Genomic DNA, 15,612 nt, shown 5'->3' with positions numbered 1-15,612 from the left:
AGTGGGACATTTTGATTTGTGTTCTCTTGAGACATTATCATTTACGTTTAACACATAATTTTTTTAATGTTTATTTTCCTATTGACAATTCCTTTGATTCATTTTATACTCTTAACAATTTGAAACGATCGCTTTAAACATGTTCAGAGAAGCATGAAAGAAGATCCACACCCTGAGTATGCCTTTGGGCATGCTTTTATGGATATATCTTTTATGCCTAACCGAATATGTGGTTAGGCGTTTTTTATTAGAAAGGTGGACTTTATGGAACTCAATCCTCAACTACCCATTATTGCGCTTGATTTTGCCAGTGATCAAGAAATCTTAGACTTTTTAAAGCTTTTACCCCAAGGTCCCCATAATATAAAAATAGGCATGGAAGTTTTCTATTTGGGAGGCCCTCAACTTTTAGAAACCATTTCCAGTCAGGGTCATGCTGTTTTTCTTGACCTTAAACTCCATGACATCCCTAACACCGTGATGAGATCCATGCGAATTCTCGCTCAATTGGGTGTAGCCATGGTTAATGTCCATGCGGCAGGTGGACTTAAAATGATGGAAGCAGCCAAAGAAGGTCTGATACAAGGGACACCTTCTGGTCAAAAAGAACCCCTTTTGATTGCAGTCACTCAACTGACTTCTACTTCTAACCAACAAGTGGAAGAAGAACAACTGATTACTGCCGGTTTAGAAACTTCAACCTTACACTATGCCAAATTAAGTCACCAAGCAGGCCTTGACGGTGTAGTTTGCTCACCCCATGAAGCTAAGGCGATCAAAGAGGTCACTCATACTAACTTCCTAACGGTTACACCAGGAATACGCCCACAAACGATAAATTGTACGGATGACCAGCACCGTATCGCTGATGTCCAAACTGCTGTTAAAAATCTCAGTGATTATCTCGTGATTGGTCGTCCAATTACCCAGGCAGATAATCCAAAAGCGGCTTACATGGACATAGTTGAAAAAATAGCTGAAGCACAAAAATTATTAAAATAGGAGGTCATCATGGAAAACGTTCATCAAACCAGCAGTAAAGAAAAGATTGCTAATATCCTCTTGGATATTGAAGCAGTTAAAATCAGCTTAGATCCCCCTTTTACCTGGTCAAGCGGTTTAAAATCACCCATTTATTGTGATAACCGCCTAATTATTAGCCATCCGCAAAGCCGGCAGCTTTTAATTGAAGCTATGGTAGCAGCCGTTAAAGAAAACTTTGCACAGGTCGAAGTGATCGCGGGTACAGCTACTGCTGGTATTCCTCACGCTGCTTTCTTGGCACAAGAATTAAACTTACCAATGATTTATGTGCGGTCTAGTCCTAAAGGACACGGCATGCACAATCAAATTGAAGGCCACTTAAATCCAGGACAAAAAGTCCTAATGATTGAAGACTTGATTTCAACCGGTGGGAGCGTCATTAAAGCGGCTCACGCCGTTCAAAATGCTGGTGGTCAAGTGATTGGGGCCCTAGCTATCTTTAATTACTTATTAGATGCCGGTCGTCAAAATTTTGCTAAAGAATCTTTCCCGCTAGTCACCTTGAGTGATTATGCCACTCTGATCGATACGGTTACCCAAAAACCTGATTTTGCAAGTCATAAGCAAAGCTTAGCCAATTGGTACAAAGATCCTCAAGCTTGGAGTCAAGCTTTTAACTAAAGTCAAAATATTAATTAAAAAAGTCCGTGAACTTTTATTAAGGAGAGTTGTTATGAAAACTATAAATTATGATCGTCGTGCCCTCATTACTTCAATGATTGCCTCTGGTTTAGATGATGTCAATGTGATGTTTTTGGCCTTTTCCCTATCCTCTATTATTGCTGATTTGAATATTTCCTCTACTCAAGCCGGTTGGATTGGAACCATTACTAACTTCGGAATGCTGTTTGGGGGACTTGTCTTTGGGGTCTTAGCAGACCGCTATAACAAATATAAAGTATTAAAATGGACCGTCGCAATTTTTTCTGCAGCCACAGCCCTTATCTTCTTTAGTCAAAGCATCAATAGCCTTTTAGCTTTACGCTTCTTAGCTGGTATTGGAGTTGGTGGTGAGTACGGTGTTGCCTTAGCAATCATGGCGGGTATTGTACCAAGCAACAAAATGGGTCGTATCTCCTCACTGAATGGTGTCATGGGACAAATCGGTTCGATTACATCCGCTGTTTTAGCCAGCTTAATTGCACCCGTCTTTGGTTGGAGAGGACTTTTCGCTCTAGGTGTTCTGCCGTTAATCTTAGTGGCTTACATGCACTTTATGATTAAAGAAGATCAAATCACTGATCGTGGTAGCCAGAAAGTCGACCGTCAACAAGCAGGTAAAATCTCTGACCTCTTCAAAACACCTGCTCTAGCCCATCAAACCATTGCTTTAATGGTGATGACTTCTGTTCAAATTGCTGGTTACTTTGGAATGATGAACTGGTTACCAACTATGATGCAAGGTAAATTAGGGATCAGCCTGGGTAACTCTAACCTTTGGATGATTACTACTATTGTAGGAATGTCGATCGGTATGTTAGTCTTCGGTTATTTTCTAGATATGTTTGGTCCACGTTTAGTTTATGGCATTTTCCTCATCCTATCAGCTATCTCGGTTTTCGCTTTTACTTATGTCCATTCTGCCTTAAGCCTTTTACTTGGCGGTGCTTTAATGGGCTTCTTTGTTAATGGAATGTTTGCCGGCTATGGCGCTATGGTTACGCGCTTATACCCCCTTCAAGTCAGAGCAGTAGCTAATAACATCATTTTAAATGTTGGTCGTGCAATCGGTGGTTTCTCTTCTCTCATCATTGGAATGATTTTAGAAAACTATGCGATGCGTGCAGTTATGTTTTTCCTAGCCAGTCTATATATTATATCCTTCTGCTTTATGATTTCGATTAAAAACCTCAAGCAAGAGAGATATCAAACCATCCATACAAACAGCCCTGCACTTGAACCAGCTAAAGTTTAAGACAATTTAGTAAAGCCCTCGACTTAAAGCGTCGAGGGCCATTAAATTTTACCAATTAAAAAGGTTCAGCCTTAAAGACTGAACCCCAAGTGGTAAATTTACTCACCAATTGTATGATAGCGTTGGAAAATTTTCTTTAAAGGGAAATATAAAACTGGCACTAAAATTGCTGTAACAAGTCCTGTAAAAAGACTGGCTGGCATGGCTGAAATCGCCATCGCAATTGCTGCAGAAGATGTGGCTCCTAAGATCATTTGATTGATAATATGCTTACCAAAGATTAATACAATCTTAGTTAATGCTCCTACGATTCCTAATGTCACAATATGACTCATACTATCCTTTTTATGGAAGAATTTATTATATATGAATGAGACCATAATCAAAACCAAGAGGTTTTCTAAAAGGGTAAAATGAACGACATAGAAATAACCATTCAAGCTATCAAAGAGGAAAAGCCCTATTAAAGCAGCAGCCGTACCACGTTTGAACCCCATTAGTAAAACTGCTAAAATCACCAAGGCATTCCCTGGATGAACAAAAGAATTAGAGATGGCGGATGGCATCGGGACACGGATAAAGGTAATCGCAGCGATGATTAAAGCAGCATAAATCCCGATTTGAACATACTTAAACGTTTTGTTATTTGACATAGTAACTTCCTTCTTCTTGCGTATTTTAATCAATTGTTTTATAAATTAGAGGTAATTCTTTAGCTGTATCAGCGATTTGAATAGCTTGGTCTAGTCGCTTCAAGCAGTCATCAATATCTTCCCGATTGGAATGGATGATTGCGAGTGGATCTCCTTCTTGAACAGGATCTCCTACCTTAGCTTTTAAGACAATGCCTACTACTGGATCAATTTCATCTTCTTTAACCGCACGACCCGCTCCTAAAACCATCGCTGCTTCACCCACTAAATCGGCTACCCAGTGACTAACTACACCTGATTTTTTAGCTAAATACGGAATTTGATACTTGGCTTTACCTAATTGTTCCGGATTATCAATGAATGAAGCATCTCCTCCTTGAATCTCAATAAATTCACGGAATTTTTCTAAGGCTGCTCCTGAGTCAATCTGCGCTTGCAACATTTCAATACCTTCTGGCAAACTTTTTACTTTCTCAGCAGACAAGAGCATTTGTGCTCCAAGATTCAGACAAAGCTCCGTTAGATCTTGCGGACCTTTACCTTTTAAGGTTTCCACAGCTTCATTGACCTCTAAGGTATTACCAATTGCAAAGCCTAATGGCTGATCCATATTAGATAAGATGGCTACTGTTTTACGACCTAAATGATTGCCTATTTCAACCATGGTGTTGGCCAACTCTTCGGCCATCTCGATTGTCTTCATAAAGGCGCCATCGCCTACTTTTACATCTAGGACAATTGCATCAGCACCCGAAGCAATTTTCTTAGACATAATGGAAGAAGCAATTAAAGGAATAGACTGGACAGTAGAAGTGACATCTCTTAAAGCATACAGCTTTTTATCAGCTGGGGTTAAATCGCCAGTTTGTCCGACCACGGCCACTTGGTGTTGGTTTACTTGAGCAATAAAGGCAGCTTCAGCGATTTCAAAATTAAAGCCCTTGATTGTTTCAAGTTTATCCAGCGTACCACCCGTATGGCCTAAACCACGCCCTGACATCTTAGCCACCGGAACACCACAAGAAGCTACTAAGGGAGCTAGGACTAGAGTGGTTGTATCTCCAACACCTCCGGTCGAATGTTTATCTACTTTGATGCCTTTGATAGCAGAGAGATCGATCTGATCGCCTGATTCAACCATAGCCATGGTCAAATAACTAACTTCTTTAGCATTCATGCCATTAAAGTAAACTGCCATATTCAAGGCGGCCATTTGGTAATCAGGAATTTCTCCCTTAGTAAATCCGTTAATAATATATTGGATTTCAGCTTGGGTCAATGCTTGATTTTCTTGTTTTTTATGGATTAAATCTACCATTCTCATACTTCATCATCCTTAATATTGTCTAATTTACTTCACCACTACGTTCGATTTTAATAATTTCTCCATCAGCTTGGGCAACCAGAATGATATCGGCATAATTTAAGAAAAGGCCATGCTCAACTACTCCAACCTTAGACTTAATCTCGGCTGCCAACACTTGGGGATTAGGAATCTCTTCTAAATGGAGGTCAATGATATAATTGCCGGAATCGGTAATGAAAAGCCTGTCATCTTCAATTCTTCTAAAGCTTGGTTTCATCCCAGCGCTTTTAAAAGCATCATAAACTTTCCATGAGCCAAAGCGAACTACTTCTACTGGAAGAGGAAATTTCCCTAATTGGTTAACTAATTTACTCTCATCCATAATCCAAATAATCTTATCACTGTTTTCAGCAATAATTTTTTCATGCAAAAGCGCACCACCACCGCCTTTAATACCGGCGAATTGACGAGTTGTTTCGTCCGCTCCATCTACTAACAGATCGATGCGATTGACATCTTCAATTTCTTTTAAGGGTAAGCCTAATTTTAAAGCCTGTTCAGAAGAGCGATCAGAAGTAGAGACTGTTAAAATATTATTGAGTTCTCCTGCTTGGAAACGGCGTCCTAGCTCTTCAATAAACCAATATGCCGTTGAGCCAGTCCCTAATCCGACCACCATACCATCTTCAACATAAGAGGCTGCATATTTGCCCACTCGTTTTTTTGCTTCTTCCATCTTATTCGATTCCTCCATTATCCAATGTATTGTACAATTTCACGTATATACTCTACCATATTCGCTATTTGCTTTAAATCCTCTTTTTCAGCCGTTCCTCCATGATAATCCAACAAATGCCATTCCTCGGGGCCCAAAATCACATCATCCAGGCTAGTGCCTGGTTGACGCTTCATTCTTTTGGAAGCTAAGTACATTAAAGAAAAGCGCTTAGAGGCAATTCGACCACGATAATGAAAGGTTGCTAATTGTTGATAGACTCTAGCTGTAAAGGTTTCTTTTAATAGTTTCGTAAAGTTGGTAAGATTTGGGGTAGAAATGCCCACAGTGAATAAGACCCAACTCGGTTCGCGGTAGCGATTCATCAACTGATTAATCAAAGTCGACTTAAAAATCCTTCCGGAGAAAACAAAGGTGCCTACAATAATTAAATCATAGTGGTTCAAAGTAGTTCGATCAACCTCACTTAAAGCTACCATCGGAAAGTCAAAGACTCTTTGGAGGGCTCTAGCATAAATTAAGGTAGATCCATAAGGTGATTCATAAATAATTAAACTTTTCATATATTCCCCCCTCTATACCTATTACTTTAGCTATTATAGCACAGTTTAAGACAATGTGTTAATCGCTTACAAGATTATATTAATGATTCTTTCGCATCTTTCCTCATTTTTGATATACTAGAATTATTAATCCGATAAAGGAGGCAATTGAATGCCACAAACAATCCACTTAGAGTGTCCAGTATGCCAAGCTAAGCAGGAACATATCATCGAAACTGCTATCAATAGTCAAAAACACCCCGAATTAAAACAACAACTATTAGAAGGTCAGCTTCTAGCCTTTGAATGCGATCAATGTGGGGCCAAAAGACAAATAGAAACTCAAATTCTCTATCATGATCCAAAACTCAAGCTTTTGATATATTTAGCACCTAATTTTAAAGAAAATCGCGAAAAAATATTAAAAGGTCTTAGCTTAATGACAGCTGAGGAAGGGATTGATATTAGTGATTATCATTTAAGAGTTGTAACTTCAGCCCCTCAACTGATTGAAAAAATCCAGATTTTTGATCGAGGATTTAATGATCAGGTAATGGAAGTTGTAAAAGTATTAACAGATGGCCTATTTGCTCAACAAGAACCGAATCGAAAAGTACTTAACCGCTTCTTTATTCACAAAGATAATCAAGATAAATTCCTTTATCTTACAGAAGATGAGCAGCTTATGGTTGATTACCATCCATCGCTTACAGACTTCATTCTTGATAAGTTTGCTAAAGAATTAAAAAACGATTATCTCGGGCAATTTATTATGGTGGACTATGAATGGGCAAGCAATATTGCCAATCACCAACCCGGACCAGGTCAGCCAATGTTAGATGAAGAATAGGTCTTATCACCATTCCCCAACAATTTACACACTCAAATCAAGAACAGCCTACACAAGCATGTGCAGGCTGTTCTTTTATATTATCAGACTCATTTTTAAATAATTATCCTAGTCATCTTCTTCAAAAAGCTTCTCTTCTCTCACCAAATATATAGGTCGTCGTTTATCTTCGGTAAAAATTTTAGAAATGTACTTGCCAATAATACCTAAGCATAAAAATTGAAAGCCACCCATAAATAATATTAATAAGGCCAAGAGACTGATCGCAGAAGCGCTTACTTGATAAAGTAAAAAAGCCACTAGTAAGTAGATACCCCAAACCAAAGCTGTGCCAATACTGAAAAGACCTAAGAAACTAGCAATTGTTAATGGAAAGTCCGAAAAAGAAATTAAGCCATCGATAGCATAATCGAACAAACTTCTAAATGACCATGAGGATTGACCAGCAATGCGTTTAATATTAGGGTATTCTAAATATTTCACTTTAAAACCAACCCATGAGAAAATCCCTTTTGAAAAGCGATTATACTCACCCATAGATACAACGGCATCTACGACTTGTGCCTTCATCAAACGATAATCTCGCGTACCTTCTGCTAACTCAAGGCGCGAAATTAAATTATTCAATTTGTAAAAAAGGCGGGCAAAAAAAGAACGAACAACTGGTTCGCCTTCTCTAGAAGTCCTTCTGGTTGCTACCACATCGACATTTGGATCTAGAATCATTCGATACATATCTACTAACATCATCGGTGGATCTTGTAAATCCGCATCCATAATTGCAACATACTCACCTTTGGCGTGTTTCAAGCCGGCATAAAGACCTGCTTCTTTACCAAAATTGCGTGAAAAAGATAGGTATTCAATGCTGTCTGGATATTGCTGAACCACTTCTTTAATAGCATTTAGGGTTTGATCGGTTGACCCATCATCTATTAATAGTAATTCAATTTCAACTTCTTTTAGGTCTTTTTGAACTTTTAAAATTGCCTCAATAAACGGCTGGATTGTCTTTTGTTCATTATAACAAGGAACAACAACAGTCATTACATTTTTTCTAACCAAAAAGATTCCTCATTTCTTAATACTTGCTAATTAAATTTGCAAGTCACTTGTCCTATTATTATATATCAAATTCACATCAAACTGTCTATTATTAAAATTTTTTCATAAAACAGTCGATCCCACGGTGCCCTTTCAAAAAAATAAACTTAAACACCCATAAATAAATTAGTGTTTAAGTTTATTGTTAAAGATTAAAACCATCTTAATTGCTAAGAACAGTTAGATGTTTTTAAGTGATGGCTGACTCAACTCTTTGGCTTCAATGGAATACTCGAACAACCACTCGCACTTGGGTATGGGGTCCGCTAATTTAAATACTAAGATCCACTCACCTGATGGAAGAATGCCTGGACGTGTTCCACTGCTTGATTCTAACTCATCAATACTTAGAATAATCCGTCGACCTTGACAAACATTTTGAATATCGATTCTTAAATTATAGTGTGAATCATAAGCCATTAATGAGTCAATCGCATAATCCCCCAGATAGATATTGAATTCAAACACTAAATAACTAATAGTAGCTGGAAGCTCTAAGCGTTCAATGATAAAAGAAGCTGATGGGTCTTCATAATCTTTAATAGTTAACCGCTTATTAACAAGTTGCAAAACGATCTCTCCCTTCCAATCATAAATCCTTAATAAGTTTAACCGTTGATTATGAATTTTGTAGCCTATTTACTGTTAAGTTTATGTAAATTTATACTCTCAATAAAGAATTAGCGCGGTTCTAATTTAATACGTAAATATTCATCATTATATTCGATCAATTTTTCTTGACCAAGGTTACGATAAATTTCTAAATGATCAATAATTTCTTGCGGAGGATAAAAGGCCGGATCGGCAATTACTTCTGGATCCATTAAATCAATGGCATCCTTATTAGGGGTAGCGTATCCAATATATTCAGCATTTCTAGCTGCTATATCTGGGCGCATCAAGAAATCCATTAAAGCGTGTGCACCTTCGAGATTTTTTGCACCTTTAGGAATGGCCAAGGTATCAAACCAAATGTTAGACCCTTCTTTCGGAACCATATAGGCTAAATTTTCATTGTCATACATAGCCATGGCAGCTTCGCCTGAATAAGTAACGGCTATTGGGGCTTCTCCGATTGTCGCATACATTTTAATTTCATCTGCAAGTAAAGCCAGGATATTAGGCATTAATTGTTTCATCTTTTGAGTGGCCTTAGCAATAAGTTCACTATCTGTTTCATTAAGTGAATGCCCTTCTGATTGCAGACCAATCCCAATCACTTCACGGGCGCCATCAATTATCATAATCTTATTACGATATTCTTCTCGCCAAAGGTCATTCCAACTGGTAATTTCGTCTTCCGCAATTTGACTGCTATCATAAAGAATACCTAAAGTACCCCAAAAATATGGCACTGAATATTGATTGCCTCGATCAAAAGGCTGGTCCATAAATTCTTCATCAATATGTTTGAGATTAGGTAAGCGTTTATGATCAATTTTTTCTAATAAATCCATTTCCATCATTGTTTCTACCATGTATTCACTCGGCCCAATTAAATCATAATTGGTACCAGCTTGTTGAATTTTTGTGAGCATGGCCTCATTAGAATCAAAGGTTTCATAAACTACCACATAACCCGTTTCTTCTTCAAACTCATCGATTAAATCAGGATCAATATAATCGCCCCAATTATAAAAATTGACAATATTACTCTCACCCGTTAATCCTTGACTAGATTGTAGGTAGTAACGCCCAACAAACATCAAAGCCACTGCAAGTAGAATGGCAATCATTACTTTTACTAATGCTTTCATTACTAACCTCCTCTAGCTTGACGCATTTTAAGTGCTGCTTTTCGCTGTTCTCCGACCCTGAGCGTGTAATAGCCAAAGACTAAAAGTAAAGCTAACAAGAACATTAAAGTAGAGAGCGCATTAATTTCCAAGCTTACCCCTGTTCTAGCACGTGAATATACCTCAACTGATAACGTTGAGAAACCATTCCCAGTTATAAAGAAAGTAACAGCAAAATCATCTAAGGAATAGGTGAAAGCCATGAAGTAACCGGCTAAAACACCACTTTTAATGGAAGGTAAAATAATTCTTGATAGAATCTGATTCTGGTTGGCTCCCAAGTCTTGAGCCGCCGTAATCATGGCTGGATTCATTTCATAAAGTCTTGGCAAGACCATTAAAACCACTATCGGCACATTAAATGCAATATGTGATAACAAAACAGTGGTGAAGCCAAATTCAAACTTTAATAAGAATGAAAACATCAAGAGAAAGCTAGCTCCCATCATGACATCGGGTGTAACCATTAAGACTGAATTTAGATTAAGAATAGCTTGACGACTACGATTAGAACGATAGTAATAAATAGCTATCGCTCCTAGAGTGCCAATGATGGTTGCAATTAAAGCGGATAAAAGAGCGATAATAAAGGTGTTTAAGATGAAGGTCATCAGACGTTTATCTTCAAAAAGGGTTTGATAATGCTCTAGCGTAAAACCAGAAAAGTTAGTCATGTCTCCACCAGCATTAAAGGAATAAAACATTAAATAAATCAAAGGTGCGTACATTAATAAAAAGACAAACGCAATATAAAGGGTAGAACCCATTCTTTTTTTAGTTTTATGCATCTTGACCACCTCCTGCCTTAGAACGATCCCTAGTAGTAAATAGAATGATGAACATAATCAACATTAAAACTACACCGATGGTTGATCCCATCCCCCAATCCTGGGTAACTAAGAAATGCTGCTCAACAGCCGTACCTAAAGTGATTACACGGTTTCCTCCAATTAAGCGGGTAAGCATGAAAAGAGAAAGAGAAGGAATGAAGACCGCTTGGACACCCGAGCGCACTCCTCTCAGTGATAAAGGAAAAATCACACGCCGAATGATGGTCATCTTAGATGCTCCCAAGTCATAGGCCGCTTCTAATAGACTGGGTTGAATCTCATTGATTGAGTTGAAAATCGGCAAGAACATAAAAGGCAACTCAATATAAGCTGCTACTAGAAGGAAGGAAACATCAGTAAACAGCAACTGTTGTCTACCGAAACCAAGCGCTTCAAAGAAATTATTTAAAGGACCCGAATTACCTAAGATGCCTATGAAGGCATAGGTTTTAAGCAATAAATTAATCCATGTTGGTAAAATAATCAGCATCAACCACAAGTCTTTATTTTTGCTTTTAGAAAGAATATAAGCTAGTGGGTAGGCTAATAAAAAAGTGAATAAAGTTACAAGAAAGGCATACCAAAAGGAAGACAGAGTCATTCGGATATATTCCATTGAAGTGAAAAAATGCTGGTAGTTAGCTAGGGTAAATTGTCCATCAATGCCTATAAATGACCGTTGAAAAAGCACTAGTAAGGGAGTAATCACAAAGATGGCTAGCCATAAATAATAGAGGATAGCCAACAAATGAATATTAGTCTTCTTCATTTTCCCCCTCCTCATATTGCTCTAAACGAGCGTCAAATTCCTCCTCTGTTTCATTAAATCTCATAACATGAATTTCATCCGGACCAATTTGCAAACCGATTTTTTGTCCAATATCAACCTTCTCTGTTGTGTGAATCATCCATTCGTTTTGCTCATCATCATAGGCAATAATTTCATTGAACATCCCTCTAAAGAGCATAGTATCAACTGTTGCGTTAATCTGACCCTGATTAGGAGCAGTGATTTTTACATCTTCTGGTCGAATCACAACCTCTACTGCTTCGCCTTTAGGAATCCCTGCATCCTCACAATCGAATTCATGACCGACAAATTTAACCCGGTAATCAGCCATCATGGTTGCATCAATAATATTTGATTCTCCAATAAAGTCAGCAACGTATCGATTAATCGGCTCATCATAAATATCTGAAGGCGTACCCGATTGCACAATTTCTCCTCTATCCATAACAAAAATCCAATCAGACATAGCTAAAGCTTCTTCTTGATCATGTGTGACAAAAACGAAAGTAATCCCTAGACGCTGTTGTAATTCACGTAATTCATACTGCATATCGGTTCTTAATTTTAAGTCTAAAGCTGATAAGGGCTCATCTAAAAGTAGAACGTCCGGCTCATTGACCAGTGCGCGTGCAATCGCTACCCTTTGTTTTTGACCACCTGACATTTCATTAATATTTCGTTCTTCATACCCATCTAACCGCACCTGCTTAAGCGCAGCTTGAACTTTGTTTTTAATGATTTGTTTGTCAACATTTTTGACAGATAAACCAAAGGCAATATTATCAAAAACATTCATATGTGGAAAAAGTGCATAATCTTGAAAAACGGTATTAACTTTACGTTTATTAGCAGGAATGTTGGTTACTTCATTTCCTTCAATCGATACTGTCCCTTCACTTGCTTGAGTAAAGCCTGCGATAATTCTTAAAATTGTTGTTTTACCGCATCCTGATGGTCCAAGCAAAGTATAAAACTGTCCTTGTTCCAACTCCATATTAATATTTTTTAATACCATTTGATCATCAAAGTGCTTTGAAACGTTCTTTAACTCGACACTTAGTAATGCTTCACTCATGCTTGACACCCTCTTTTGTATTTTTTGAAGGAAACCTTCCGCCCGATTATATCATGTTATACTCACGCTTTGTAAGTTAGATTTTAAAATAAAAATCGACAAACATTAATATTCAGTAATCTATCTGTAAACATTAAAAAAGCCACATGTACACATGTGACTCCTAATCTATAAATAAATTATTCGACATCCTCACCAATAATACGGACTTCTGTTTCTAGATGTACTTGGTTCTTTTCCCAAATAGTTGCTTGGATAAAAGCAATTAAGTCAGTATAGTTTGTTGCCGTTGCATTATCCACATTGACAATAAAGCCTGCATGCTTCTTAGACACTTCAGCTCCACCGATACGATAGCCCTGTAGACCAGCATCTTGGATTAACTTCCCTGTATAATAACCTTCAGGTCTCTTGAAAACAGATCCACATGAAGGATATTCTAAAGGCTGCTTGGATTGGCGTAAATGTGTTAGATGATCCATTTCTTCTTCTATATGTGCAAAGTCACCAGCTTGCAATTTAAAACGAACAGATAAAATCAAATCATTTTGCTCTTGAAAAACAGAATGGCGATAAGAAAAATGACAGTCTGGATTTTTAAAGGTTTTAATTAAGCCATCACGACTGATTACATCGACTTCATCAATGACATCTTTGACTTCTCCGCCATAGGCCCCCGCATTCATATAAACAGCCCCACCGATCGAGCCTGGTATACCACAAGCAAACTCCAGGCCTGTAAGTGAATGTTCGAGCGCTAAGTGAGTTAGTTTAATCAATGACGCCCCTGATTCCGCTTCAAGGATGTTAGAATCGATGCGTCGCATCGACTTCATCTCAGTCATCATGATGACAACGCCACGAATGCCACCATCTTTTACTATTAAGTTGGAAGCATTACCTAAAACCGTTAAATCTAACGGCTGATTTTTTACATAGTTCACAATGGTTTCCACTTGAAAGCGATCATGAGGAAAGACCAAATAATCTGCCTTACCACCTGTTTTTGTATAAGTATATTTTGATAGAGGCTCATCTTTTAATATTTTGATGTTAGGAAATTTTTCTAGTAAATTCATTTTATTTTCCCCTTCAGTATAATCGTCATTCCATTCTAGTTAAAAGGATGTCACTTGTAAAGTGGCATCCTTTTATGTAAGCGATTTACGCAAGATTTTTTTCCATAGTATAGACATCGTAATAAAAATGACCATGTCTTAAACGCTGACTTAAAGTTCCTTTGATATCAAATCCAAACGATTTATAAAGTCGGACAGCCCGTTGATTTTCAGTGACCACTTCTAAAGTTAAAATTTTTAAATCAACTTTTTTGGCAAAATCAATTAATTCTTGCACAATCATTTTGCCAATTCCATAGCCCCAATATTCTTTCACAATCGATACTCCTATTTCAGCGATATGGTCTTGCTTGTGACTTGAGAAATTAGCTAAATTACCGATTCCAATAACTTGATCGTCAACTTCAATAATTAATAATAATGATTTTTTAGCCAACAGGTAGTTTCGAATCAATTCTTTTTCTTGCTGAACATCCAGAGATAATCCTTCAGGTCCGGTTGTAAGATAATTGGTATCTTTACCGATATGTCTCATTAATCCTAAAATGGCGCGAGCATCTTTGACTTGGGCTTGACGAATTGACAGTTGAATCTCTTCTTCGACCATTTCGACTTGTTTTTCTTGGTCTGGATTTTCTCGATAAGACATTGTTTAATCGCCCCTTTCTATATGATCTCTAAACTTTTGAAAGATGATTTGATGCTTATTATCTGCTTGTGGCGATAAACTTATTTCTATTTGACGTTGGTTTTGATCCAATAATTTGAAAGCTATCTCTATATGACTTTTCGGTAAATAATCTGTAATAAATTGTGGCCATTCAACCAGACAAATAGACTGTTGATCGAAAAACAAATCAAAATCAACAGTATCCGCTCCACCTTCTTCTAAGCGATATGCATCAATATGGACCACTCGCTCAGCTACTTGCTGAAGTTCATATTCTTTAACTATGGTATAAGTCGGACTTTTAATGGCTCTATCAATTCCTAAAGAACGCCCAAAAGCCTGAGTAAAAGCTGTTTTCCCCGATCCCAATGGACCTGAAAGCAAAATAAGACTTCCTGGTTGAATGACTTTAGCTAATATTTTAGCCAGGCTTTTTGTATCCTCTAAGTTATGACTTGTAAAGTTTATCATCTTTTTTCCCCATTCACTTGCTGATAGATTAAGTATAACGAAGATTCCGGCAAACATCGAATTATTTGACTTTAGAGGTGATTATTGCTAATTTTATAGTAATAGAAAACGAGGAGGTCAGTTGATGAAAAAAATACTACAAATATCCACAGCACTTATCTTAACCGTTTTTTTAGGCGCTTGCGATATGTTGCCTGGAAATGATAAAGCAAAGGTAGAAAATGCCCCTACCGAAGAGGTTACTACTAATGAAGAAGAAAAAACAGATACTACCATGGCTGCTGAAGAAACCACAATGGAAGAAACTACTGTTGAAACAGCTGCTAATGATGCTGAGGGACTAGAAGGTACTGCAACAATCATTATTAACCAAGAATCGGGAGCCCCTCTTGAATATGAAGTAAATAATATCGGTGGTGTGAGTGTTCTAGAGGCTATGTCTGCGATTGAAGAGTTAGAATTCAACTTCAATGAAGATGAAGGTGTTGTTGATATTATTGATGGTGTAGAGAATGACTACGCTCCAAACACTTGGGTGTATTTAATTAACAAGCAATTTGCCGAGCTGGGTGTTGTTTCTCAAAAATTAGAAGACGGTGATGAAATCGAATGGTATTATGGTACTATCGATGATATTCCTGTTACAATTATTCCAGCAGAATAATCAAAAAAGCTATTAAATGCTATAAATGTAAGAAAGGGGCTGTATCATAAGTCCATTTTTGCTATAACCTTTAAAATAAGACCCGAG

Annotated in this window: 18 protein-coding genes; 5 read left to right on the top strand and 13 right to left on the bottom strand. The window is 37.5% G+C overall.

The genetic code is table 11. The features are described 5' to 3' along the window. Positions 1 to 264 precede the first annotated feature (264 nt). From pyrF to ACQV2G_RS08320, 3 genes are read left to right on the top strand one after another with little or no spacing between them, the layout of a single operon-like run. Entirely contained in the window at positions 265 to 1,002 is a 738-nt protein-coding gene (gene pyrF, locus ACQV2G_RS08330) for an orotidine-5'-phosphate decarboxylase (protein ID WP_428876586.1), read from the top strand. A gap of 9 nt (positions 1,003 to 1,011) precedes the next feature. Next, a complete protein-coding gene (pyrE, locus tag ACQV2G_RS08325) occupies positions 1,012 to 1,665 on the top strand; it encodes an orotate phosphoribosyltransferase (RefSeq protein WP_428873329.1) in 654 nt (217 codons plus the stop codon). A gap of 52 nt (positions 1,666 to 1,717) precedes the next feature. Further along, a complete protein-coding gene (locus tag ACQV2G_RS08320) occupies positions 1,718 to 2,959 on the top strand; it encodes an MFS transporter (protein WP_428876584.1) in 1,242 nt (413 codons plus the stop codon). A 98-nt stretch (positions 2,960 to 3,057) separates the two neighbouring features. On the opposite strand, the gene ACQV2G_RS08315 is transcribed toward ACQV2G_RS08320, so the two are convergent. From ACQV2G_RS08315 to ACQV2G_RS08300, 4 genes are read right to left on the bottom strand one after another with little or no spacing between them, the layout of a single operon-like run. Next, positions 3,058 to 3,612, bottom strand: coding sequence for an ECF transporter S component (locus ACQV2G_RS08315; RefSeq protein ID WP_428875110.1), 555 nt, complete (start codon positions 3,610 to 3,612; stop codon positions 3,058 to 3,060). Positions 3,613 to 3,637: 25 nt separating this feature from the next. Next, positions 3,638 to 4,936, bottom strand: a complete 1,299-nt coding sequence (locus ACQV2G_RS08310) for a pyrimidine-nucleoside phosphorylase (protein WP_428875108.1) — start codon at positions 4,934 to 4,936, stop codon at positions 3,638 to 3,640. A gap of 22 nt (positions 4,937 to 4,958) precedes the next feature. After that, positions 4,959 to 5,654, bottom strand: a complete 696-nt coding sequence (gene rpiA, locus ACQV2G_RS08305) for a ribose-5-phosphate isomerase RpiA (protein ID WP_428875107.1) — start codon at positions 5,652 to 5,654, stop codon at positions 4,959 to 4,961. Between the two features lie 17 nt (positions 5,655 to 5,671). Continuing rightward, positions 5,672 to 6,217: a flavodoxin domain-containing protein gene (locus ACQV2G_RS08300; RefSeq protein ID WP_428873323.1), complete on the bottom strand. Its 546-nt coding sequence runs from the start codon at positions 6,215 to 6,217 to the stop codon at positions 5,672 to 5,674. A 151-nt stretch (positions 6,218 to 6,368) separates the two neighbouring features. Here ACQV2G_RS08300 and ACQV2G_RS08295 point away from each other — a divergent pair, with 151 nt between their 5' ends. Then, positions 6,369 to 7,046: a CpXC domain-containing protein gene (locus tag ACQV2G_RS08295; protein ID WP_428873321.1), complete on the top strand. Its 678-nt coding sequence runs from the start codon at positions 6,369 to 6,371 to the stop codon at positions 7,044 to 7,046. A 108-nt stretch (positions 7,047 to 7,154) separates the two neighbouring features. Here the strand turns inward: ACQV2G_RS08295 and ACQV2G_RS08290 are convergent, their stop codons facing one another. From ACQV2G_RS08290 to tsaE, 9 genes are all read right to left on the bottom strand, one after another. Continuing rightward, positions 7,155 to 8,111: a glycosyltransferase family 2 protein gene (locus tag ACQV2G_RS08290; protein ID WP_428873320.1), complete on the bottom strand. Its 957-nt coding sequence runs from the start codon at positions 8,109 to 8,111 to the stop codon at positions 7,155 to 7,157. 219 nt (positions 8,112 to 8,330) lie between these two features. Further along, positions 8,331 to 8,720, bottom strand: coding sequence for a hypothetical protein (locus ACQV2G_RS08285; RefSeq protein ID WP_428875106.1), 390 nt, complete (start codon positions 8,718 to 8,720; stop codon positions 8,331 to 8,333). 110 nt (positions 8,721 to 8,830) lie between these two features. Beyond that, entirely contained in the window at positions 8,831 to 9,907 is a 1,077-nt protein-coding gene (locus tag ACQV2G_RS08280; protein WP_428875105.1) for an ABC transporter substrate-binding protein, read from the bottom strand. A gap of 2 nt (positions 9,908 to 9,909) precedes the next feature. Continuing rightward, complete coding sequence (locus tag ACQV2G_RS08275) at positions 9,910 to 10,734, bottom strand: ABC transporter permease (protein ID WP_428873316.1); 825 nt, start codon at positions 10,732 to 10,734, stop codon at positions 9,910 to 9,912. Continuing rightward, positions 10,727 to 11,545 carry an ABC transporter permease gene (locus ACQV2G_RS08270; RefSeq protein WP_428876583.1) on the bottom strand — a complete coding sequence of 273 codons (819 nt, stop codon included), beginning with the start codon at positions 11,543 to 11,545 and terminating at the stop codon, positions 10,727 to 10,729. Before ACQV2G_RS08270 ends, ACQV2G_RS08275 begins: the two co-directional genes overlap by 8 nt. Then, positions 11,532 to 12,641 (bottom strand): ABC transporter ATP-binding protein, encoded by a 1,110-nt coding sequence (locus ACQV2G_RS08265; protein WP_428875104.1) that lies wholly within the window; start codon positions 12,639 to 12,641, stop codon positions 11,532 to 11,534. The genes ACQV2G_RS08270 and ACQV2G_RS08265 overlap by 14 nt, the downstream gene beginning before the upstream one ends. Before the next feature lie 179 nt (positions 12,642 to 12,820). Beyond that, a complete protein-coding gene (murB, locus tag ACQV2G_RS08260) occupies positions 12,821 to 13,720 on the bottom strand; it encodes a UDP-N-acetylmuramate dehydrogenase (RefSeq protein ID WP_428873312.1) in 900 nt (299 codons plus the stop codon). Between the two features lie 85 nt (positions 13,721 to 13,805). Beyond that, a complete protein-coding gene (locus tag ACQV2G_RS08255) occupies positions 13,806 to 14,369 on the bottom strand; it encodes an N-acetyltransferase family protein (RefSeq protein WP_428873310.1) in 564 nt (187 codons plus the stop codon). Between the two features lie 3 nt (positions 14,370 to 14,372). Continuing rightward, complete coding sequence (tsaE, locus tag ACQV2G_RS08250; protein WP_428873309.1) at positions 14,373 to 14,861, bottom strand: tRNA (adenosine(37)-N6)-threonylcarbamoyltransferase complex ATPase subunit type 1 TsaE; 489 nt, start codon at positions 14,859 to 14,861, stop codon at positions 14,373 to 14,375. Positions 14,862 to 14,985: 124 nt separating this feature from the next. Here tsaE and ACQV2G_RS08245 point away from each other — a divergent pair, with 124 nt between their 5' ends. Further along, positions 14,986 to 15,525, top strand: coding sequence for a DUF4430 domain-containing protein (locus tag ACQV2G_RS08245; RefSeq protein WP_428873308.1), 540 nt, complete (start codon positions 14,986 to 14,988; stop codon positions 15,523 to 15,525). Positions 15,526 to 15,612 lie beyond the last annotated feature (87 nt).

This window comes from Facklamia sp. P12955 (genome assembly GCF_050409565.1).
Taxonomy (GTDB): Bacteria; Bacillota; Bacilli; order Lactobacillales; family Aerococcaceae; genus Facklamia.
The sequence above is the reverse complement of the archived record's forward strand: the minus strand, read 5'-3'. Positions and strand labels throughout refer to the sequence as shown.